22 protein-coding genes are annotated in these 20,752 nt (G+C 64.6%); 17 read left to right on the top strand and 5 right to left on the bottom strand.

The window, feature by feature from the left end; genetic code table 11:
- Positions 1-10: 10 nt before the first annotated feature.
- The 9 genes from ACF07D_RS09525 to ACF07D_RS09485 all read left to right on the top strand — a co-directional run bounded on the left by ACF07D_RS09525 (position 11) and on the right by ACF07D_RS09485 (position 8,181).
- Positions 11-292, top strand: a complete 282-nt coding sequence (locus tag ACF07D_RS09525) for a (2Fe-2S)-binding protein (RefSeq protein ID WP_119284146.1) — start codon at positions 11-13, stop codon at positions 290-292.
- On the top strand, positions 289-609 hold the full coding sequence (locus ACF07D_RS09520; RefSeq protein WP_391504742.1) for a 2Fe-2S iron-sulfur cluster-binding protein: 321 nt from the start codon (positions 289-291) through the stop codon (positions 607-609). Before ACF07D_RS09525 ends, ACF07D_RS09520 begins: the two co-directional genes overlap by 4 nt.
- Positions 606-1,871 (top strand): NAD(P)/FAD-dependent oxidoreductase, encoded by a 1,266-nt coding sequence (locus ACF07D_RS09515; RefSeq protein ID WP_391504741.1) that lies wholly within the window; start codon positions 606-608, stop codon positions 1,869-1,871. Before ACF07D_RS09520 ends, ACF07D_RS09515 begins: the two co-directional genes overlap by 4 nt.
- 17 nt (positions 1,872-1,888) lie before the next feature.
- The gene (locus ACF07D_RS09510; protein ID WP_391504740.1) at positions 1,889-3,964 is read left to right on the top strand and encodes a GNAT family N-acetyltransferase; all 2,076 of its coding nucleotides are present in this window, start codon (positions 1,889-1,891) and stop codon (positions 3,962-3,964) included.
- A complete protein-coding gene (locus ACF07D_RS09505) occupies positions 3,961-4,734 on the top strand; it encodes a 3-oxoacid CoA-transferase subunit A (protein ID WP_391504739.1) in 774 nt (257 codons plus the stop codon). Before ACF07D_RS09510 ends, ACF07D_RS09505 begins: the two co-directional genes overlap by 4 nt.
- On the top strand, positions 4,718-5,359 hold the full coding sequence (locus tag ACF07D_RS09500; protein ID WP_391504738.1) for a 3-oxoacid CoA-transferase subunit B: 642 nt from the start codon (positions 4,718-4,720) through the stop codon (positions 5,357-5,359). The genes ACF07D_RS09505 and ACF07D_RS09500 overlap by 17 nt, the downstream gene beginning before the upstream one ends.
- Before the next feature lie 57 nt (positions 5,360-5,416).
- Positions 5,417-6,586: a thiolase family protein gene (locus ACF07D_RS09495; protein WP_391504737.1), complete on the top strand. Its 1,170-nt coding sequence runs from the start codon at positions 5,417-5,419 to the stop codon at positions 6,584-6,586.
- A 31-nt stretch (positions 6,587-6,617) separates the two neighbouring features.
- A complete protein-coding gene (locus tag ACF07D_RS09490; protein ID WP_119284320.1) occupies positions 6,618-7,403 on the top strand; it encodes an IclR family transcriptional regulator C-terminal domain-containing protein in 786 nt (261 codons plus the stop codon).
- A 121-nt stretch (positions 7,404-7,524) separates the two neighbouring features.
- Positions 7,525-8,181: a M23 family metallopeptidase gene (locus tag ACF07D_RS09485; protein ID WP_391504736.1), complete on the top strand. Its 657-nt coding sequence runs from the start codon at positions 7,525-7,527 to the stop codon at positions 8,179-8,181.
- 6 nt (positions 8,182-8,187) lie between these two features.
- Here the strand turns inward: ACF07D_RS09485 and ACF07D_RS09480 are convergent, their stop codons facing one another.
- The 4 genes from ACF07D_RS09480 to ACF07D_RS09465 all read right to left on the bottom strand — a co-directional run bounded on the left by ACF07D_RS09480 (position 8,188) and on the right by ACF07D_RS09465 (position 12,632).
- On the bottom strand, positions 8,188-9,132 hold the full coding sequence (locus tag ACF07D_RS09480) for a tyrosine recombinase XerC (protein ID WP_391504735.1): 945 nt from the start codon (positions 9,130-9,132) through the stop codon (positions 8,188-8,190).
- 79 nt (positions 9,133-9,211) lie between these two features.
- A complete protein-coding gene (dprA, locus tag ACF07D_RS09475; protein ID WP_391504734.1) occupies positions 9,212-10,657 on the bottom strand; it encodes a DNA-processing protein DprA in 1,446 nt (481 codons plus the stop codon).
- Complete coding sequence (locus tag ACF07D_RS09470) at positions 10,654-12,201, bottom strand: YifB family Mg chelatase-like AAA ATPase (RefSeq protein ID WP_391504733.1); 1,548 nt, start codon at positions 12,199-12,201, stop codon at positions 10,654-10,656. Before ACF07D_RS09470 ends, dprA begins: the two co-directional genes overlap by 4 nt.
- Complete coding sequence (locus ACF07D_RS09465; protein ID WP_119284135.1) at positions 12,198-12,632, bottom strand: YraN family protein; 435 nt, start codon at positions 12,630-12,632, stop codon at positions 12,198-12,200. The genes ACF07D_RS09470 and ACF07D_RS09465 overlap by 4 nt, the downstream gene beginning before the upstream one ends.
- Before the next feature lie 340 nt (positions 12,633-12,972).
- Here ACF07D_RS09465 and rpsB point away from each other — a divergent pair, with 340 nt between their 5' ends.
- The 7 genes from rpsB to ACF07D_RS09430 all read left to right on the top strand — a co-directional run bounded on the left by rpsB (position 12,973) and on the right by ACF07D_RS09430 (position 18,429).
- Positions 12,973-13,839: a 30S ribosomal protein S2 gene (gene rpsB, locus ACF07D_RS09460; protein ID WP_391504732.1), complete on the top strand. Its 867-nt coding sequence runs from the start codon at positions 12,973-12,975 to the stop codon at positions 13,837-13,839.
- Between the two features lie 72 nt (positions 13,840-13,911).
- Positions 13,912-14,742: a translation elongation factor Ts gene (tsf, locus tag ACF07D_RS09455; protein ID WP_119284133.1), complete on the top strand. Its 831-nt coding sequence runs from the start codon at positions 13,912-13,914 to the stop codon at positions 14,740-14,742.
- Between the two features lie 153 nt (positions 14,743-14,895).
- Positions 14,896-15,615 carry a UMP kinase gene (gene pyrH, locus ACF07D_RS09450; RefSeq protein ID WP_119284132.1) on the top strand — a complete coding sequence of 240 codons (720 nt, stop codon included), beginning with the start codon at positions 14,896-14,898 and terminating at the stop codon, positions 15,613-15,615.
- 69 nt (positions 15,616-15,684) lie between these two features.
- Positions 15,685-16,239, top strand: coding sequence for a ribosome recycling factor (frr, locus tag ACF07D_RS09445; protein WP_119284131.1), 555 nt, complete (start codon positions 15,685-15,687; stop codon positions 16,237-16,239).
- 5 nt (positions 16,240-16,244) lie between these two features.
- Positions 16,245-17,189, top strand: a complete 945-nt coding sequence (locus tag ACF07D_RS09440) for a phosphatidate cytidylyltransferase (protein ID WP_119284130.1) — start codon at positions 16,245-16,247, stop codon at positions 17,187-17,189.
- Entirely contained in the window at positions 17,186-17,752 is a 567-nt protein-coding gene (locus tag ACF07D_RS09435) for a DivIVA domain-containing protein (protein ID WP_119284129.1), read from the top strand. Before ACF07D_RS09440 ends, ACF07D_RS09435 begins: the two co-directional genes overlap by 4 nt.
- A 56-nt stretch (positions 17,753-17,808) precedes the next feature.
- A complete protein-coding gene (locus tag ACF07D_RS09430) occupies positions 17,809-18,429 on the top strand; it encodes a transglycosylase SLT domain-containing protein (RefSeq protein WP_255807961.1) in 621 nt (206 codons plus the stop codon).
- 474 nt (positions 18,430-18,903) lie between these two features.
- Here the strand turns inward: ACF07D_RS09430 and ACF07D_RS09425 are convergent, their stop codons facing one another.
- Positions 18,904-19,434 (bottom strand): ribonuclease H, encoded by a 531-nt coding sequence (locus tag ACF07D_RS09425; protein WP_119284126.1) that lies wholly within the window; start codon positions 19,432-19,434, stop codon positions 18,904-18,906.
- 99 nt (positions 19,435-19,533) lie between these two features.
- Here ACF07D_RS09425 and ACF07D_RS09420 point away from each other — a divergent pair, with 99 nt between their 5' ends.
- Complete coding sequence (locus tag ACF07D_RS09420) at positions 19,534-20,583, top strand: LacI family DNA-binding transcriptional regulator (protein ID WP_391504731.1); 1,050 nt, start codon at positions 19,534-19,536, stop codon at positions 20,581-20,583.
- Positions 20,584-20,752 lie beyond the last annotated feature (169 nt).

The following is a 20,752-nucleotide window of genomic DNA, read 5'->3' as shown; positions in this document are numbered from 1 at the left end:
GGAGAGCAGCATGAACCACACTGTGTGCCGGTGCGAAGACGTCACCGCGCAAGACATCGCTGACGCTGTGGAGTCGGGCGTCTGCACCGCTCAGGAAGTGAAGTTTCAGACCCGCGCGGGCATGGGGTTCTGTCAGGGCCGCGTCTGCCGCACCGCGGTCGAGGAGCTTCTCGGCCAGGCAGGCATCGCGCCCGAGGTCGGAGGCAGTTCGATGACGGTCCGCCTGCCAGTGCGCCCTACCGCGCTCGGGGACCTGGCAGAGTCGGCGGCCCGGGAAGAGGGTGCAGCATGACCGAACGGATTGAGAAGCATCCCGTACTCCCAGAGCCGCCCGCGGCGGCCGACGCGAAATTTACCTTCAACGGCGAGTCATACGTGGGGCGCACAGGCGAACCGGTCGCAGCGGCATTGCTCGCAGCGGGCGTGCGCGAGCTGCGTACGTCACCCGTCGCGGGTGAGCCTCGAGGGCTCTATTGCGGGATCGGGCACTGCTACGAATGCCGTCTCTGGCTCGGACCTGACGAGGAGACGGCGGAGCGAGTGCGTGGGTGCCAGGCGCCGCTCAGCGACGGTGACACCTACCGTTCGACGCGGGGGTACGACTCGTGAATGGGGGAGTCATCGAAAACTTTGACAGCGTCGACCTCGTTGTTGTCGGTGGTGGTCCCGCGGGGCTCTCCGCGGCAGCGCGCGCTGCCGAAGGAGGGCTGGCTGTCGTTCTTATCGAAGAGAACCACCAGACCGGTGGCAAGCTGCGCGGCCAGCTTCACCAGGAGAACGACGGCGAGTGGTGGATCGGCTGGACCCTCGCGAACGACCTACTCGCTCGCGTCGAGCGCGCAGGTGTGCGGATCCTCACCGACACCGTTGCCTGGGCCATTGAACCCGGGTGGGTGGTTCGCGCGACCTCGTCACGCGGCGGCGACGCCGCCGAGATTCGCACCCGCGCGGTGCTGATCGCGACCGGTGCGGTCGAGAAGCCGATGCCAGTCGAGGGGTGGACGCTGCCCGGTGTGTTCACGATCGGCGGCGCGCAGATCCTGACCAACACGCACAGAGTGCGGCCCGGCGCGCGAAGCGTCGTCGTCGGAGTCGACCCGCTCTCCCTCACGATTGCGCGCGCAATGAAGCTTGGCGGGGTCGATGTCGACTCAATCGTCCTCCCACCCGTGGAGGTGCCCGATAGTGACCCGCAGAGCACCCTGAAGCGGCTCGGCGGGCTGAGTAAACTCGCGCCGTACTTCTACATGCGCCTCGGCGGCGCGCTCATGGCGATCCCCGGCCTCGCCGCTATCGCCGCGAGGGTGCTCCCGCGCTCGCTTTCGTTATGGGGGATCCCGTTGCGCCTCACCACCCGACTTGTCCGTATCGTCGGCGACGACAGGGTCACCGGTGCTGAGGTGGAGACGGTGCGCGCAAACGGCGATGCTGTGCCCGGGAGTCGGCGCATCATCAGCACGGACTCGGTTTGCCTCTCAAACGGACTCGTGCCACTCAATGACCTCAGCGCCTCCCTGGGCCTCGAATTCGTCACGAGCGACTCCGTTGGGGCGAAGGTCGCTGTGCACTCGGCGACGGGCGCCACCGCGCTGCCGGGCCTCTTCCTGGCGGGAAACACGGTCGGCGTCGAAAGCGCGAAAGTCTCACTGAAGCAGGGAGAGATCGTTGCGGGTGAGATTCTCGCAACCCTCGGGAATTCCCCGTTCGAGACGCGGGAAACGGAGCTCGGCGAACTGCGCCAGCTGCGCGCCGAGAGTGAATTCACCTTCGAGCCCGCTATCCAGCAGGGCCACGACGAGATTGCGGCCCTTTTCACCCAGCGACAGGAGGCACCTCTGCCGTCACAGCGCTTCGCTGAACCGGCAGAGTGACGCAGATCATGGAACAGATGACAGCACCAGGCAGTGGGCAGCAGCCCGCGAGCGCCCCGCGCATTGGGGTCGCCTTCTTCTATCACGAGTCACACTCGTTTAGCCCGATCGCGACTGACCTCGCGGCGTTCGAAGCTGAGGATCATCACGAGGGCGACCGCCTCATCGACGTCTACTCGGGGACGCAGACAGAACTCGGCGGATTCCTCGACGTGCTCGGCGCCCACGGGGCGACTCCGGTGCCGCTCATTGCAGCAGCAGCGATGCCCGCTGGCACCGTCACGGCTGGGGCATACGCGACGCTGCTGCGAGAGTTTGAACTCGCACTTCGGCGAGCGGTCGCCGACAGCCCGCTCGATGGCCTGTTGCTCGCGCTGCACGGCTCCATGGTGTCTGAGACTGAGCAAGATCCAGAGGGCGCGATCATCGAACTCGCCCGCGCTATCGTCGGCGCTGACGCACAGATCGCGGTCACCTTTGATCTTCACGCGAACGTCAGCGGCACGCCGGCGGAGTGCGGGGCGCTCATCTTCGGGTACCACACCTACCCACACATCGACATGTACGATCAGGGCGTGCGGGCCGCGAGTGCCCTGCTTGACGCGCTTGCAGGGGAGCCGCTCACGGTGCGCACCGTGCGACTTCCAATGCTGCTGCGGAGCATCAACATGCGAACTGACGAAGGGCCCATGGCCGACGTCGTACGGTTCGCACAGGCTCGTGAGACCGGCGGCGTGCGTGCGGTCAGCCCGCACGCAGGCTTTCCCTACGCAGACACACGCTGCTCGGGCGCTGCTGTGAGCGTCGTTGCGGCTGACCCATCCGAGGCAGAGCGAGTTGCCCAAGAAGTGGCCGAGTACTTCTGGGCGCAGCGCGATCGCTACCAGGTCGACGTCGCGGCGATCCCTCAGGCGCTCGCGGCGGCGCGCGACGCGATCGCCTCGGGTGAAACCCCCGTCGTGCTTGCCGATGTCGCCGACAACCCCCAGTCGGGCGGCAGCGCAGACACAACGGGGCTCCTCCGTGAGGTGTTCGCCGCAGATCTCGGCACCGTGCTCATGTCGGCGATCTGCGACGATGACGTGGTTCGAGCTGCTCGTTCGGCGGGTATCGGGGCTGTGCTCGAGACGCAACTCGCCGGGAAAGCCTCCACGGAGTTTGGCGCGTCGCTCACAGTCACGGCGGAGGTGCTTGCGGCGACCGATGGCGTCTACGTGAACGATGGGCCGTTCAACGCGGGGCTCTCTGTCGACACAGGTGGCGCTGCGTGGCTGCGGCTGCGCAGCGTCGATGGCCACCCTGTCTCGGCCACTGCCGACGTTGTTGTCACGGGCCGCCCGATCACCGCGAACGACCCGGCGCTGTACCGTCACCTTGGTGTCGATCCGACGGCGTACGACGTGCTCGCATGGAAGGTGAAGAACCACTTCCGTGCGGCCTTCGAGCCTGTCGTTGGACGTATCATTCCTGTTGATGCTCCCGGGCCCGCGCAAACCGACTTCACCGCGCTGAGGTTCCGTCACACCGACACCGCGGCCTGGCCGTTTGAAGACGACCGTGCACTCGACACCCTCACTTGTTACGAGCCCTGCATCGGAGCCGTGCGGCCGTTTACGATTCGCCCGGCGACTCACGAAGACCTGCCAGACATTGCCGAGTTTCACGTCGCGGTCTGGCAAGAAGCGTACGCGGGGCTCATGGACTCTGACTTCCTGCGGGCTCTCACCCCCGAACGGCGGCTCCCGGAGTGGGAAAACGCGCTTGAGCGAGCACCCGGCTACCAAATCCTGGTCGCGCACTCCGCATCAGGAGTGTTTCTTGGATTCGGGTCGGCACACCGGCACGACGACGCGGGGCCCCTCGGCCTCGAGCTGCACACGCTCAACCTCACTCCGGAGGCGCGCGGCACCGGGCTCGCGGCAGCACTCATCGACCGGTTGCTCGGTGATGAGCCCGCGTTTGCCTGGGTCGTCGACGGAAACGCGCGGGCGTTTGAGTTCTACAGGAAGGTCGGCTTCGAACCGACTGACGACCGCCGCCCCGACGATGAGAGTCGGGTTGATGACATTCGAGTGGTGAGGGGTGCGCGATGATTAACAAGACAGTACCTACGATTGCCGACGCGGTCGCGGGCATCTTTGACGGTGCAACGGTGATGATCGGCGGCTTCGGACGCGCTGGGCAGCCTGTGGAGCTTATCGACGCCCTCATTGAACAGGGGGCGAAAGACCTCACCGTTGTGAACAACAACGCCGGGAACGGCGATGTCGGGCTCGCCGCGCTTCTCGCAACGGGGCGGGTACGGAAGATCGTCTGCTCGTTCCCGCGGCAGCACGACTCGTGGGTCTTTGACGGGCTCTACCGGTCAGGTGAGCTCGAGCTCGAACTCGTGCCGCAGGGCAATCTTGCTGAGCGCATCCGTGCGGCTGGCGCGGGGGTGGGAGCGTTCTACTCCCCAACGGCGGTTGGGACCGAGCTCGCAGAGGGTCGAGAGACCCGTGAGATCGGAGGGCGAACGTACCTGCTTGAGTACCCGATCCGGGCTGATTTCGCGCTCATCAGTGGCCTTTCGGCTGACCGCTGGGGCAATGTTGTCTACCGTGAGACCGCACGAAACTTCGGCCCTATCATGGCTGCTGCTGCGACCGTGTCGATCGCTCAGGTTGATGAGATTGTGCCACTGGGTGCGCTCGACCCGGAAGCGATTGTGACGCCGGGGATCTTCGTCGACAGGGTCGTCGCGCTCGGCGAACGCGAGTGGCTGCGCGGCGGCGAGTTCGCTGGCGGTGTTGACATCGACGGGGTCCCGCTTCGAGCGCCCAGACACGACACGAAGGAGTTCGCAAATGTACTCGCGAATTAGTCGGCAAGACCTCGCCGCAAAGATTGCCCTTGACATTCCCGACGGCGCATACGTGAACCTCGGGATCGGCGCACCAACGCTCGTTGCGAACTACCTCCCGAAGGACCGCGAGATCATCCTGCACACTGAGAACGGGATGCTCGGGATGGGTGGGGCGCCAGAGCCCGCACGTATCGATCCTGACCTCATCAACGCGGGCAAGCAGCCCGTTACCGCGGTGCCGGGTGCCTCGTACTTCCATCACGCAGATTCATTCGCGATGATGCGGGGCGGCCACCTAGACGTGTGTGTGCTCGGCGCGTTTCAGGTTGCCGAGAACGGTGACCTCGCAAACTGGTCGACGGGGGCGCCCGACGCAATCCCTGCAATAGGCGGCGCGATGGACCTCGCGATCGGAGCGAAGTCCGTCTACGTGATGACTGACCTGCTGACGAAGCAGGGCGCGCCGAAACTGGTTGAGAGTTGCGATTACCCTCTGACCGGGGTCGGGTGCGTCACGCGTGTCTACACCGACCATGCCGTGTTCGATGTGACCGGGACCGGTTTCGCTGTGCGTGAGTTGTTCGGCAACAACACCGTTGACGGGCTCGCTGAGCTCACCGGGCTGACGCTTACTGAAGCGTAGCCGCACCACCCACCACGCAGTGACTCACCCTCCCACTACTGACAGGAACGCAGCAAGATGGAAACGACTCACATTTTTGACGCCGTACGCACCCCGTTTGGTCGCGCAGGCGGCGGCCTCTCTGGGGTCCGGCCCGATGACCTCGCTGCGGTCGTGATGCGTGCGTCCGTTGACAGAGCTGGTGTCGACCCCGCCCGTATCGCTGACGTCGTCTTCGGCGACGCGAATCAGGCGGGGGAAGACAACCGCAATGTCGCGCGCTTCGGCGCGCTGCTCGCGGGGTTTCCAACGTCTGTCGCCGGCGTCACCGTGAACAGGCTCTGCGCATCCTCGCTTGAAGCCGTGATTCAAGGATCGCGCGCAATCGAATGCGGCGACGCTGAACTCGTGCTCACCGGCGGAGTCGAATCGATGAGTCGGGCACCATTCGTCATTGAGAAGTCAGCGAAGGCCTGGCCCGCCGTTGGTAACCAGACGGTTTGGAACACGAGCATCGGCTGGCGGATGGTGAACCCGAAGCTCCCTTACGAGTGGACGATCTCGAACGGTGAAGCCGCAGAACGGACAGCGCGGGAGTGGGGGATCAGCAGGGAAGCGCAAGATGCGTTCGCCGCCCGGTCGCACGCCCTTGCCGCGGTGGGCTGGGCCAGCGGTGCGTTCGAACGCGAGATCGTCCAGGTGCCGGGCCACGAGCTCATTCGTGATGAGGGGATCCGCGACGACACCTCAGTCGAGAAGCTTGCGGCGCTCCGCCCGCTCTTCGCATCCGACGGCAGCGTGACCGCTGGGAATTCGTCGTCGATCAACGACGGTGCCGCTGCCGTGCTGCTCGGACGCGAGGGCGCGCTCGAGGCTGAACCACTCGCGCGGATTGCTGCGAGGGCGGTGCACGGTGTCGACCCGCAGGAATTCCCGACCGCCCCCATCGAAGCGGCGAACCGGGCGCTCGCCCGCGCGGGCCGGTCGTGGGCAGATGTCGACTTCGTTGAGCTCAATGAGGCGTTTGCATCACAAGCACTCGCGTGTCTCGCGGGCTGGCCTGACCTCGATCCGGCGCGCCTCAACGTACACGGCGGTGCGCTCGCAATCGGACACCCGCTTGGCGCGTCAGGCGGCCGTATCGTTGCACGTGCGGCACACGAACTCGCGCGCCGTGGCAGCGGGGTTGCAGTTGTGGCGATCTGCATCGGGGTTGGTCAAGGACTCGCTGTTGTGCTCGAACGCTGACATCTTCGCGGCAGACCGGCAGAATGGGGGTATGAGTAACGAAGACTCGGCCGAGGGCAGCGACTACGTTCAGTCCTTTGCGCGTGGCCTGGCCGTCATTCGCGCGTTCGATGCCGAGAACCCCGAGCTGACGCTCACCGAGGTATCGAAGAGAGTCGGAATCCCAGCGGCTGCATCTCGGCGTTTCCTCAGAACACTGCAGACCCTCGGCTACGTCCGCACAGACGGGCGGCTGTTCGCGCTCACTCCACGCGTGCTCGAACTCGGCTTCAGCTACCTGTCTGCGCTCTCGCTGCCCGAAATGATGCAGCCACACCTTGAGAAACTGTCGCACGCACTCGAAGAATCAGTGTCTGCTGCGGTGCTGGCCGATGCCGATATTGTCTACGTTGCCCGCGTCCCGACGCGACGGATCATGACAGTTGGTATTACGATCGGCACACGTTTCCCGGCTCACGCGACGAGTATGGGGCGTGTCCTCCTCAGCGACTTGTCGTCCGCCGAGAGGGACCGGCTGCTCGCGGGTGCAGACCTTGCACGCCTCACAGAACGAACGCTTACTTCACCGACTGAGCTGAACGCTGAACTCGACAGAGTGCGCGATCAAGGCTGGGCCCTTGTCGATGGGGAGCTCGAAATCGGGTTGCGCTCGATCGCAGCCCGCGTTCGCGGCCGGGACGGCCGGGTCGCGGCCGCTGTGAATGTGTCGACGAGCGCGAGCGCCGGTCCCGTCGAGGCGCTCATTGACCACCACCTGCCGCACTTGCTGCAGACCGCTCGCGATATTGAAGCAGATCTTGACTTGATCGGAACGTAGAGTCGTGCCTGTCACAGCTCGCGTTGTCCCCACACGCTGATCCTGCTCTGAACTGAGAAGCTTATCCACTACGCATCGCGATGCTGTTCCGGCCAGCTCTGAGGTCGCAGAAGCTGGAGGCATGACCCTTAGCTCAGCGCAGTCGACAATCGTGATCTTTTGTGCCCGTCGAGCCCGACGCCTGCAAGCTGTCAGTGTCGTGCTCTGGGGAGCACTTCTCTGCAGCCCAGCTAGCAGTTGGCTTCCTGGGAGCCGAATCTCTCAGATGGCACCCCCGCCACCTGTGGCGTTCGAGTCTTTAGGGGCCTCCGGGGCCTCCGGGGCCTCCGGGGCGTCTGTGGCGCACGCGCCCAGCGCTGCCCTGAACTCCCAGTACTGGTTGCCGCCGCTCGGAGATACGCTCCAGGTCTCGGGCCCGTACCGGCCGCCGCCCACGCCATACGCTTCAGGACACCGAGGTATCGACTTGCCAGCCCGGCCTGGGGCGAACGTGTATGCACCAGTCGGTGGCGTCGTGAGTTTCGTCGGAAAGGTCGCCGACAGGCACGTACTCTCCGTGCGCGTCGATGATAGTACGGTGGTGTCGTTCGAACCCATCGAGCAAGCCGGGGAAAGGCTCACCGAAGGCGCGCAGGTGCTCCCGAAGCAGCAGATTGGGGTCGTCGCCGACGGGGGACACTGTCTGGACGAGTGCCTGCACATTGGTGTGCGAGTGCACGACGAATACGTGAACCCGTTGCAGTACTTTCTCGCCAAACCAGTGCTGCTGCCCTGGTAAGTTGCACTACGCTCGCGGGTGGGCCTGCCTGTACGTTGCAGCTAGCCGCTCCATCGACACGTGAGTGTAGACCTGCGTGCTCGACAGGCTTGAATGGCCAAGCATCTCCTGCACCACTCGGAGATCAGCACCGCCATCCAGTAGATGGGTCGCGGCAGTGTGCCTGAAGGTGTGCGGACCGCTTGGGCCACCGCCCGGCTCCTGTTCAAGCTCTCGCGAGACCAGCCTGTAGATGGCCCCTGTGTTGATCGGCTCGCCGCGCCGGTTGCCGATGAACAGTGCGTGCTCAGCGAGCCGCGCCGGTACGCCGTCGGGGCGGCCATCGGCGCCGCGCGCCAGCAACGCATGTCGAGCGGTGGCGAGGTAGCGTTCGAGCGCGCGGGCGGCCGGGACGCCAAGCGGAACAACGCGTTCTTTGTCGCCCTTGCCGATGACTCGGACGCTGCGCTCTCGTCTATCGAATCCGTCAACTGAGAGCGACACGAGTTCGGAGACTCGCAAAGCGGAGGAGTACAGAAGTTCTAGGATCGCGCTGTTGCGCACCGCTTCGGGATCACCGCTCGCAGCCCTGTCCTCGGCCCGCGCGAGCACTCGGGCCATCTGCTCCTGCGTGAGCACTCTCGGGAGCGCCTTCGGGGCGCGCGGCGTTCTCAGACGAGAAGCAGGGTTGCCCGGAAGTAAGTTGCGGGTCTCAAGCCAAGAACCGAACGACTTGAGCGTGGCGACGTTTCGCGCGATTGTTGACGCGGCAAGACCGGCCTGTTGCCGCTCCCACAGCCACGAACGCATGACCTCGAGGTCAGCATCGATGAGAGCCGTCACGCCCTGCTCTGCCGCGAACTCGGTGAAGCTCAACAAGTCCCGTTTGTACGACCGGATCGTGTGCTCGGAATAGCCGAACTCGAGGCGCGCCGCATTAAGGAATGCTGATGTGGCGGCGTCGAGCTTCATGACACCTATCTTGGCCGAGTAAGCCCGAAGAGAGATGTGTTCGGCGGTGATTCGCACAAATGTCTGTGATGAATTGCTTTCACCGCGTTGCCTGGCGGCCGCTTCTCACGAGCCGCCAGAGTCGTTGGCTGCCGTCGGGACTGGGAACTGTTGAGACCCTGCCAAGCAGGTCGAGCTCGGCAAGCGCATCACGGGCTTCTTCAAAGCTCAGCCCGGCTGCCCGTGCAGCGTCTGCAGCCGACCGACCCCCTGAGAGGGGCAGCGCGTCGAGGATTCGCCTGTGAAGCGGGGGCTCCCGCCAACTTCCTCCGGCGCCCGAGGGCGGACCGTCGTCGTCTGCCTGATCCCCGACAGTTTCAGCGGGCAACGACGAAACGGACGCCGTATCGCGGTCGGCGCTCGCCGCAGCCTCCGGTGTTCCGAGTAGCTCTCGCACCTCGGCTCGGGTGGTGACGAGCAGCGCGCCGTATTCGCGAACCAGTCTGTGGCACCCAGCAGAGGCCGGGGAAGTGATTGGGCCTGGAACTGCGCCGAGCGCGCGCCCGAGCTCGGCAGCGTGGCCCGCAGTGTTGAGAGTGCCCGACCGCACCCCGGCCTCTGTAACAAGGACGCCTTGTGAGAGCGCAGCAATGATTCGGTTGCGCTGCAAGAACCGCCACCGCGTGGGGGCAGCTCCCGGGGGTAGCTCTGCACAGATGGCGCCGTTGTCTGCGATGCGGCTCAATAACCTGTCATGGGCTGCGGGATAGGGGCGGTCGGCACCGCCCGCGAGCACTGCCACCGTGGGGGTTCCCGCAGCGAGGGCGGTGCGATGGGCGACCGCGTCGATCCCGTACGCTGCGCCGGAGACGATTGAGTAGCCGGCCTCGCAGGCCTCACCGGCGAGATCTACTGTTGCCTGGCTGCCGTAGGTTGTGCTCGCTCGGGCACCCACCACTGCCAACGACGGTGCAGCGAGCACAGCGGGATCGCCACGTACCCAGAGCGCGTGCGGAGTGTGTACGCCGAGGTCGTTGAGTTGTGATGGCCATGCGCGCGATTCGGGTGTGACAACCTTCATATGCAGTGCGACGGCAGTGGACAAGTCTCTGAGGGAGTCGGCCCGGCTGAGCCGTGGCAGCCATCTTTTCACGCCGGCTCGAAGGCGTCGTGAAGAGACGGCATCGGTGTCACTCCAGTGGGCGCCGCCTCCGCCTAACATGTCGCTCTGGCGTGCATCTCGCAGCATTCGGGCACATGCACGGGCGGGGTCGCGATCTGTGAGCAGATCGAGAGCGGCGAGGGGACCGAGCGCAGCGATCAGCGCTCCGGCGGTGGCATCGCCTGGCTCCGTGACCCGGGACCACACAACGCGCGCGAGAAGATCCTCTGCGTCGGTTTCCGAGCCTGAGTCGACGGTGCAGACCGCAGCGAGCAGCGGAGCTGTCTCTGCGTCGGGACGGATGATGCCTTGCTGGTGCGAACTGGTGCTGCCCCTGCGCGGTCGCGGTTCTCTCGCAGCCAACCAGTCGTCAGAGTCACTCATGTCGAACCGCCTCGCAGCGCGAGCGCCTGCGCAACCTCGCTACGTCCCGGCCGCGACTCGCCGGCGAGGTCGGAGATCGACCATGCCACCCGAAGGATTCGGTCGTAGCCTCGCACTGTGAGCGCGCCGAGGGCGAGCGCTCGGTCGATTGTCGTGGTGGCAGCGCTGGGGAGTCGCATCGACTCACCACGTAGCCATTCGCCTGGCACCTCTCCGTTGAGAGTCCAGGGGGTGCCACGGAGCCGTCGTTGTGCTCGCGCTCGAGCCGCGATGACCCGCCCGCGGATGTCGTTGCTTGTCGGTGCCCTTCCGGAAAGCGGAGAGCTCAGGCTGCTCACCCGGCGCACGTTGAGGCGGAGATCGATGCGATCGATAAGGGGCCCAGATAACCTGCCAAGATAGCGCATGCGCGTGTTTGGTGTGCACGTACATGAGAGCGCCGTCTCGGGGGAACCGGCGTTGCCGCAGGGGCATGGATTCGCGGCGAGGACGAGCTGGAGTTTGGCGGGGAGGCTCGCGTGGATGCGCGCTCGTGAGATTGTGACGGTTCCAGACTCGAGCGGTTCTCGGAGATCATCGAGAATGACTCGCCCAAACTCTGGGGCCTCGTCCATGAACAGCACCCCGTAGCTCGCCCGCGAGATGGAACCGGGGCGGATGCCGCGCGAGTCTCCCGTGCCGATGATTGCAGCGGACGAGGCAGTGTGGTGCGGGCTCTCGAATGGCGGCCGGGTGACGAGCGTGTCAAGTGAGACGCCGCTCAGCGAGGCGATGCTGCTGGCAACGAGCGACTCAGGTGGCGAAAGGTCCGGGAGGATGCCCGCGAGTCGCGTCGCGAGGAGTGTCTTGCCCGAACCGGGCGGACCCGTGAGTGACACGTGATGCCTCCCGGCGGCGGCGACAACCATTGCCTCGACCGCCTCCTCCTGCCCCAACACCTCTGACATGTCTGCGGTTTCGAGTGGCTGCAGGGTCGGCGGTCGCGCGGGCCGTGAGGCATCCCGACCAATATCTGGTGCGGGTGCTTCGCCCTTGTGCCAAGCAATCGCGTCGAGAAGCGTGTCGGCCGTCACCACCTCGATGCCCGGCACAAGCCTCGCTTCTGCGCCTGCTTCGAACGGCACCATGACGCGTGAAAAACCGAGCTCGCGCGCGGCGATCACAGCACTGAGTAGAGCCACCGGGCGGCGCAGGCTTCCGTCGAGTCCGAGTTCACCAATGTGCGCGGTCTCTGCGAGCTTCGCCGTCGGAACGTGCTTGGACGCCGAGAGCACTGCGAGGGCGATCGCGAGGTCGAACCCGGAACCCTGTTTGGGGAGGGAAGCGGGCGCAAGGTTGACTGTGACGAATCGGTCAGAGATTGGTAACCCCACCTGCGCCGACGCCGTGCGGACGCGCTGCTTAGACTCGGCGAGCGCAGTATCGGGGAGACCAATGATCGTCATCCCTGGAAGCTGGTGCGAGACCGCAGCTTCAACCATCACCGGCGTCCCTTCGAGGCCGGTGAGCGCGATCGCGGCCGCCCGGCGCACCCCACGGCTCATGCGACGGCCCGCAGGTGCTCAATCTGTGGTGCAGCGTCGCCAGGCCTGAGTGTGATCCCGACAGCGTCGACGCGCAGGCGGGCGCCGCGGTTTCCGGTGGCGAGGCCCCATTCGAGTAGTAATCTTCGGAGCCGCGCTGCCTTGCGCGCGGTGATTGACTCGAGCGGTGCACCGTAGCCGGTTCCGCTTCGCGTTTTCACCTCGACGGCGACGAACGCGTCGCCGTCGCTCATCACAAGATCAAGTTCGCCATAGCGGCATCGCCAGTTGCGCGCGATGAGGGTGAAGCCGCGGGAAATAAGATAGTCGGCTGCAATGAGTTCGCCGCGTGCGCCAAGATCGCGCCTGGTGGTGGTCGCGATTGTAGTTGCGCGGTCCTGTTCACTGGCAGAGGGCTCTGGCAAGGGTTTCGGGGAGTGCTGGCGTGCCATTTGGGTGCTCCGTTCGTGTCGCTGGGGCTCCAGTCTTCTTGGTCGGAACGTGGGGGAGGCGACCCATGGAGGAACTGTGGAAAGAACCCCACGCAAAGCGGGCGTATCGCTGGGTGTGGGCGAAGCAGAAAACACGCTGGCGATGGCGTACACGGCATCCGATCCAGTGCTAGACTCTTCTACTGCGCCTCGCAAGAGGTGACTTCGCGTGCCCACTCACCGGAGGTTTGCCATTGGTCCCCGCAAGGGGTGGTGAAACTCGGGGGCACTAGGACTAGGTCGCATCCGCGGCCGAACAAACCAAACAATCGCGCGCTACGCGCGAGAACAGGAGACGGCAATGGCCGTTGTAACCATGCGCCAGCTGCTCGACAGCGGCGTCCATTTCGGACACCAGACCCGCCGCTGGAACCCGAAGATGAAGCGCTTCATCTTCACCGAGCGCTCGGGCATCTACATCATCGACCTCCAGCAGTCGCTGACCTACATCGACTCGGCTTACGAGTTCGTGAAGAACACTGTTGCTCGTGGCGGCACCATCCTCTTCGTTGGCACCAAGAAGCAGGCACAGGAGGCGATTGCTGAGCAGTCGACTCGCGTGAACCAGCCGTACGTGAACCAGCGCTGGCTCGGTGGCCTCCTCACAAACTTCCAGACCGTCACCGGCCGTCTGGAGCGCATGAAGGAGCTCGAGCAGCTCGACTTCGAGGGTGGCACCAGCGGTTTCACCAAGAAGGAGCTCCTCCTCAAGAAGCGCGAGCTCGAGAAGCTGCAGAAGACTCTCGGTGGTATCCGCAACATGACCAAGACGCCGTCGGCGCTCTGGGTTGTTGACACCAAGAAGGAGCACCTCGCGATCGACGAGGCGAAGAAGCTGGGCATCCCCGTCATCGGCATCCTCGACACCAACTGCGACCCCGACGAGGTTACCTACCCGATCCCGGGTAACGACGACGCAATCCGCTCGGTAGCGCTGCTCACCCGCGTGATCGCTGACGCAGCTGCTGAGGGCCTCATGGAGCGCCACCAGAAGCCCGCCGAGGGCGAGGCTGCTGCTGAGCCGCTCGCTGAGTGGGAAGTTGAGCTCCTCAACGCTGACAAGGCAGAGGCTCCCGCAGCTGAGGCGACCGAGGCTCCCGCAGCCGAGGTAGCTGAGGCAACCGAGACCCCAGCTGCTGACGCAGCTGAGGCTCCCGCAGCCGAGTAATTTTTCTCTCATAGTCATTGATCCGGGTCGGGCCTGAAGCCCGGCCCGGATCCAAACCCCAAGGAGTCACACATGGCTGCAGTAAGCATGGCCGCTGTGAAGGAGCTGCGCGAGCGCCTCGGCGCTGGCATGGTCGACAGCAAGAACGCTCTCGTTGAAGCCGAGGGCGACATCGAGAAGGCGATCGAGATTCTTCGTCTCAAGGGCCTCAAGGGCGTCGCGAAGCGCGGCGACCGTGAGGCGAGCGAAGGCCTCGTTGCTGCAAAGCAGAGCGAAGGCGCTGCAACGATGATCGAGCTCGTCTGCGAGACCGACTTCGTCGCGAAGAATGAGAAGTTCCTCGCACTCTCGGAGCAGGTGCTTGACGCGCTCGTCGCCGCAGGCGCGAAGAACGCCGAGGAGGGCCTCGCAGCCCCCGCAGGCGACAAGACCGTTGCTGACCTCATCACCGATGAGGCCGCAATCATCGGCGAGCGCATCGAGCTTCGCCGTGTCGAGCGTATCGAGGCTCCCGGCACCGCCGTGTACCTCCACCGCACCTCGAAGGATCTGCCCCCGCAGATCGGCGTTGTCGTCGGTTTCGAGGGTGACGACGAGAAGGCTGCGCTCAGCATTGCTCAGCACATCTCGTTCGCAGAGCCGCTGTTCGTGAACCGTGACGAGGTCCCCGCGGCCGACGTCGACAAGGAGCGCGACATCGTCACTGAGATCTCGAAGAACGAGGGCAAGCCCGAGGCCGCGCTCCCGAAGATCATTGAAGGCCGCCTGAACGCGTTCTTCAAGCAGGTCGTTCTCAACGAGCAGGTGCACGCACTCGACGCTGAGAAGCGCGACGTCGCAAAGGTTGCTGAGGCAGCCGGCATCAAGGTGACAGGCTTCAGCCGCTGCAAGGTAGGCGCCTAACATCATCAACACAAAACCCGGGCCGTTTAGGCCCGGGTTTTGTGCTGTGCGGACGGTAGGCTGTTGAGTTGAGCAGGCTGGCGCCGCGAATCTGGATCATGGATCCGGAAGAGAGTGCCGGGAGACCGGCGAGAGATTTAATGAAGGAGACGCATGTCCGATCAGAGCAATCGTAAGCGCAGGGTACTGCTGAAGCTGTCGGGCGAGGCGTTCGGTGGGGGAACGCTTGGCGTGAATCCTGACGTCGTCAGCCAGATCGCGCGCGAGATCGCTGCGTCGATGGACCAGACCGAGGTCGCGATTGTCGTCGGCGGAGGCAATTTCTTCCGCGGTGCGGAGCTGTCGCAGCGCGGTATGGATCGCGCCCGCGCCGACTACATGGGCATGCTTGGCACCGTCATGAACGCGCTCGCGCTCCAGGACTTCCTCGAGCAGGCAGGCGTTGAGACCCGAGTGCAGTCGGCGATCACGATGACGCAGGTCGCAGAGACCTACATTCCGCTTCGCGCGATCCGTCACATGGAGAAGGGGCGCGTCGTGATCTTCGGCGCCGGCGCCGGCCTTCCATACTTCTCCACCGACACTGTCTCGGCACAGCGCGCGCTCGAAATTGAAGCGGACGAGGTACTCGTCGCGAAGAATGGTGTCGACGGCGTCTACACGGCGGATCCTGCAGTGGACCCCGAGGCGACGCTCATCACCGACATTACGTACAATGAGGCGCTCGTGAAGGGCCTCAAGGTCGTCGACTCGACAGCCTTTAGCCTGTGCATGGATAACGGCATGCCGATGCGCGTTTTTGGCATGGAGCCAGCGGGGAATGTCACCGCCGCTCTCCGTGGCGAGAAGCTCGGCACGCTGGTACACCGCTAAACTCGAACTATTGCAGAAAACCGATTGCTGGCCGTACGGGTCAGTGAGGAGTCGTGGAGGAGATGCAGCGTGATTGAAGAAGTCTTTGCAGACGCAAAGGAACGAATGACCAAGGCGGTTGAAGCCGCAAAGGAGTCGTTCGCGACCGTGCGTACTGGGCGTGCAAATCCCGCGCTGCTCCAGAACCTGATGGTCGACTACTACGGGACGCCAACGCCGCTGCCGCAGCTGGCGTCTGTCGCCAACCAGGATGCGCGCAGCCTCATCATCACGCCCTACGACAAGGGCGCGATGAAAGCGATCGAGCAGGGTATCCGCGACATGCACAACCTCGGAGCGAACCCAACGAACGACGGCAACGTGATCCGCGTGACGCTTCCCGAGCTGACGCAGGAGCGCCGCAAGGAGTTCGTGAAGATCGTGAAGACCCGCGCAGAGGACGCACGCGTGGCAGTTCGCAACGTGCGCCGCAGCGCCAAGGATGACCTCGACGCCCTGAAGAGTGAGATCGGCGAGGACGACGTCGCACGCGCGGAAAAGGAGCTTGAAGTGCTCACCAAGCAGTTCACCGATCAGGTGGATGAGGCCTTCAAGCGTAAAGAAGCTGAGCTTCTGGAAGTCTGATCCGTATGTCAGGGGGAGGGCGGCGCGAGGAGATTCGAGCACATCTCGACTCGACTCGCGCCCAGCTCGAGGCGACACGGGCCCAGCTCGAGGCGACGAACGCGAGAATCGAGAAGAAAGCCGGCAGGAATCTCTTTCTCGCCATCGGCGTCGGCCTCTTGCTCGCCGGGGTGTTCCTGGGGAGCCTGCTGTTCTTTGACGGCATCCTGTTCGTGTGGTTCATCGCGCTGCTCGTTGGCGTCGCCGTCGTCGAGCTCGCGACTGCGTTCCGCGTAGCCGGTCGTCGCGTTCCGCGAATTGGCGTTGTTGTCAGCGGCCTCAGCATGGTTGCCTCGGCGTACTTCTACGGCGCTGAGGGGCTCTTGCTGAGCTTGTTCGCCGCATCCGCTCTCCTCACAATCTGGCGTGTCGTTGAAGGCCTTGCAGCCCGCACGCCTGTCGAGCCGAAGACACTCATCCGCGACATCTTCTCGGGGCTGTTCACACTCGTTTACGTGCCATTCCTCGGAAGCTTTGCGGTGCTCTTGCTTGCAGTGCCGAACGGGCAGTGGTGGGTCTTCGCGCTCGTACTCGTCGCGGTTTCGGTCGACATCGGCGCATACGCTGCTGGTGTCACACTCGGCAAGCACAAGATGACGCCGCGCATCAGCCCCAACAAGACATGGGAGGGCTTTGCCGGAGCAGCAGTCGCCGCCATGGTTGCAGGCGTCGGAATAACTGTTGCGGCGCTTGACCAACCCTGGTGGGTTGGGTTGATCTTCGGCGCGCTCGTGCTGCTGACGGCGACCGGGGGAGACCTCACTGAGTCCCTCATCAAGCGTGACCTGAACGTGAAAGATATGAGCAACTGGATCCCGGGCCACGGCGGATTGCTTGACAGGCTGGATTCGTTGCTTCCATCCACTGTCGTTGCCTTTGGCCTTGCACTGGCGTTGGGAGTTTTGTCGTGAGTCACGGTGCAGAAAACGAAAGCCCGTTCCCGCTGACCTCTGGCCGCGAGCGCGGCTACAAGCCGCAGCAGGTCGACGAGTTCCTCGATCGCGCGCGGTCTGCGTACGAGGAGGGGGGGGCGCCGAGTCTCACCGCAGATGACGTGCGCAGCCTCGCGTTTAAGATGCAGCGAAAGGGGTATTCGCCCAGGCATGTCGACGCGGCTCTGGATCGCCTCGAGGATGTTTTCTTCGAGCGCGAACGGCGGGCTGTTGTTCGAGAGCAGGGCGAGGACGAGTGGTGGCGCGAAGCTCGTGGCTTGCTCTCTGACGTTCGTGGTCGAATCGGTCGGCCGCGTGGCAAGCGGTTCAGGCGGCGTGGAGTATTCGCTCTCGGCTACCGGCGCTCGCAGGTCGACGCCTTCCTCGATCGGATCGGTGCGATGTTCGCGAACCGCGAGATCTCGGTGACCCCTGGCGAGGTGCGCGAGGTCGTGTTCCACCCCGAGTGGCGCGGGTACGACGAGGCGCAGGTTGACGCGTTGCTCGACTCGCTTGTCGACATCATTCTGTCCACACGCTGATCCCTGATTTGTTCGCCCTTGGCTTCCCAGCGGCCCTGATATAAGATCGTTACATTGTGAGTACTCAGACAACACGTCCCACCCGTCCCTGGATGCGCATGCGAGCGCCGCTTGCGGTCGCTGCCGTCGCTGTACTCCTCGGCGGCGCCGCTGTTGCGCCGATGACTCTGACTGACGCGAACGCCGATGTGATTCCGGCCGCGCTCAACGAGCGGCTGTACCAGGAGTTCGTGCCGAACGAGAACCCGGCCGACGATTTCGTCCTGCCCGAGGTTCCGATCGAGAAGCTTCCCGACCCGAAGCCCGAGCCAAAGCCTGAACCCGCGAAGACAGAGACCGGGACCGAAGCAACTCAGGACGCAGTGCAGGCTCCGGCCGCACTTCCACGCTTTGAGGGTGGCGGGTCGCCGGCGGAATGGATGGCTGCGGCTGGCATCGCCGAGAGTGACTGGAGCTATGTCGATTTCATCGCGCAGAAGGAGAGCGGCTGGAACCCGAACGCCACGAACCCGTCGTCGGGCGCGTGCGGCCTGATCCAGGCGCTGCCCTGCAGCAAGGTCCCGGGAAGCGGCTACAACCCAGTCGACAACCTCCGCTGGGCGAACGGCTACGCGACTGACCGCTATGGCAGCTGGGCCGGCGCGTACGAGTTCTGGACCGCGAACCACTGGTGGTAACCGGTGGCGCGCAGTCGCGGACCGAATAAGTACCAGCGAGCCGCCCAATCGCCTCAGCGCGATGTGACCCGGCTTGCCTACGGCGGCGCCCGTAAAGAATTCGTTGGTGGGCGCGAGTGGTTCGTGCGGGATATCCCTGCACACCGGGCTGAGAAAGCGTATCGCTGCCCGGAATGTGGCACGGACGTGCCCGCTGGTCAGGCTCACGTTGTCGCATGGCCCGCCGATCATCTGTTTGGCGATGAGGCCGCTGTGCGCGACAGGCGTCACATCCACGCGCACTGCTGGCGCGGCCGCTAGCTTGCAGGTCGCTGCTCGCTCGTCCGTTGACTACTCGGGCATCCTTGCGGCCGCAATTCTCCTGTGGCACCCCAATTCTCCGGGTACTTGGGGAGCACGCGAGGATGTGAAGAGGTTCGTGCTGCACCAGGGAGTGGCCCATAGGGTGCGACCGGCTCGAGCCGCGTCACCGCGCTAGAACAAGGTTGGGGGAGCCTGCTGCGTGTGAGCTCCGTTCGCCTGCATCTCGGGAGTGGGGCCCGCACCGGCGAATCCGGGACCACGGTTTGGCTCGACTCCGCGCTGGTAGGCCTCCGCTGCCCAGCGAGCTCGGTCGTCAGCGGCCTCGTTGAGCGGGTGCCCTGCGTGCCCCTTCACCCATTCGAATTTCACGTCGCGCCCGACGAGTGCCTTGTCGAGTGCTTCGAGCAGCTCCCGGTTCAGCACGGGCTTCCCGTCTGCCTTACGCCAACCGCGGCGTTTCCAGCCGGGCATCCACTGTGTGACTGAGTTGATGACGTATTGGCTGTCGCACTGCACGAGAAGGGGCTCAGCGAGGTCGGCTGTCGCATGCAGCAGATCGAGCACGGCCATGAGTTCGCCTTGGTTGTTTGTTGCGCGCGGCCAACCACCTGCCCGCCAGCGGTCTTCGTCGATGACCCAGGCCCACCCTGCGGGGCCTGGGTTGCCGAGTGCCGAACCATCTGCTGCCGCGGTAAGTGTCATGCGTAATATCTTGCCAGGGGTTGCCGCAGATTCGGGTCGCTGCCCGCGTGTCCGGGCAGGCGGGCGTGGCGGCGGCCTCCACCCCTACAATGAATGACCATGGGTTCATCTTCACGCCGCCCGACGCTCGCCGATGTTGCAGCGAAGGCTGGCACTTCGACTGCCGTCGTGAGCTATGTCGTGAACAACGGGCCACGGGCGGTGGCGCCGGCGACGCGTGAGCGCGTTGAGAAGGCGATCGGGGAGCTGGGGTACCGGCGAAACCCGATCGCTGGGGCGTTGAGCGCTGGCCGGTCTAACCTTGTTGGGCTGATTGTGCCTGACACGGCGAATGGGTTCTTTGGTGAGCTGTCGCGTTGCTTCGAGGCTGAGGGACGAAAGCGCGGTTTCCTCACGATGCTCGGCAACACGGGGTACGACGGTGAGATCTCTGCCCACTACATCTCGGGCTTCTCTGATCTGCGGGCGCGCGGAATCTTTACGATGAGTGTTGCGCAGGGGGATGAGATCCCATCCGACGTGCCGTTCGTCTTCATCCATTCGGTTCCCGAGGGCGTCACGGCTCCGAGTGTGCGATTTGACGATCACGCTGGAGCCAAACTCGCGGTGGAACACCTGATCGGTCACGGCTTCACAGACATCCTGTGTCTGGCAGGCACGCACGCCGGAGACCCGGCGAGCCTCCGCGTGCAGGGGTGGGAACAGGCAATGGCGGAGGCTGGCCTGCCGACCGAGGGGCGCGTGTATCGTAGCTCCTTCGACAGGGTGCAGGTCGAGGCTGACGTGCGCGAGATTCTCGAGGGCGGAGAATGGCCTGAGGCGATCTTTGCGACGACCGATGAACAGGCGCTCGCGGTGTTGCGGGCCGCAGCGGCTGTCGGCGCTCGCATCCCTGAGGATCTTGCCCTTGTGGGCTTTGACGGAATCCGCGAGGCCCTCCTCGGCAGGGTGCGGCTCACCACTGTCCGGGTGCCGATGGAGCAGCTTGCTGAGCGCGCCTTTGACATGCTTGAAGAGATCGGTGCGGCCGCGCAGAGTGGCGGTGACTCGCCGGGCCCGCTGGGTGCGCATCTCGTGTTCGCCGGCGAACTTGTGGTTGGGGAGACGTGCGGCTGCCCAACTTCTGGGACCGCTATCGGCGAAGCCTGAGTGCTGCCTATTTGCGATCTCTGAGGGCCCGTAGCCCTTGGGATTCTGCCGCTTGCCGCTTGCGTGGAGCGCCGACTAGCACATGTCACGCGGCGTCACTTGCCTTTGACGACGCCGATCTAAGCGCTAAGATAATTTCCGTTGACGAACTTCGGGTGGCCGGAGGGTT

The sequence above is a fragment of the Leucobacter sp. NPDC015123 genome, assembly GCF_043080205.1.
Lineage (GTDB): Bacteria > Actinomycetota > Actinomycetes > Actinomycetales > Microbacteriaceae > Leucobacter > Leucobacter aridicollis_A.
The sequence above is the reverse complement of the archived record's forward strand: the minus strand, read 5'-3'. Positions and strand labels throughout refer to the sequence as shown.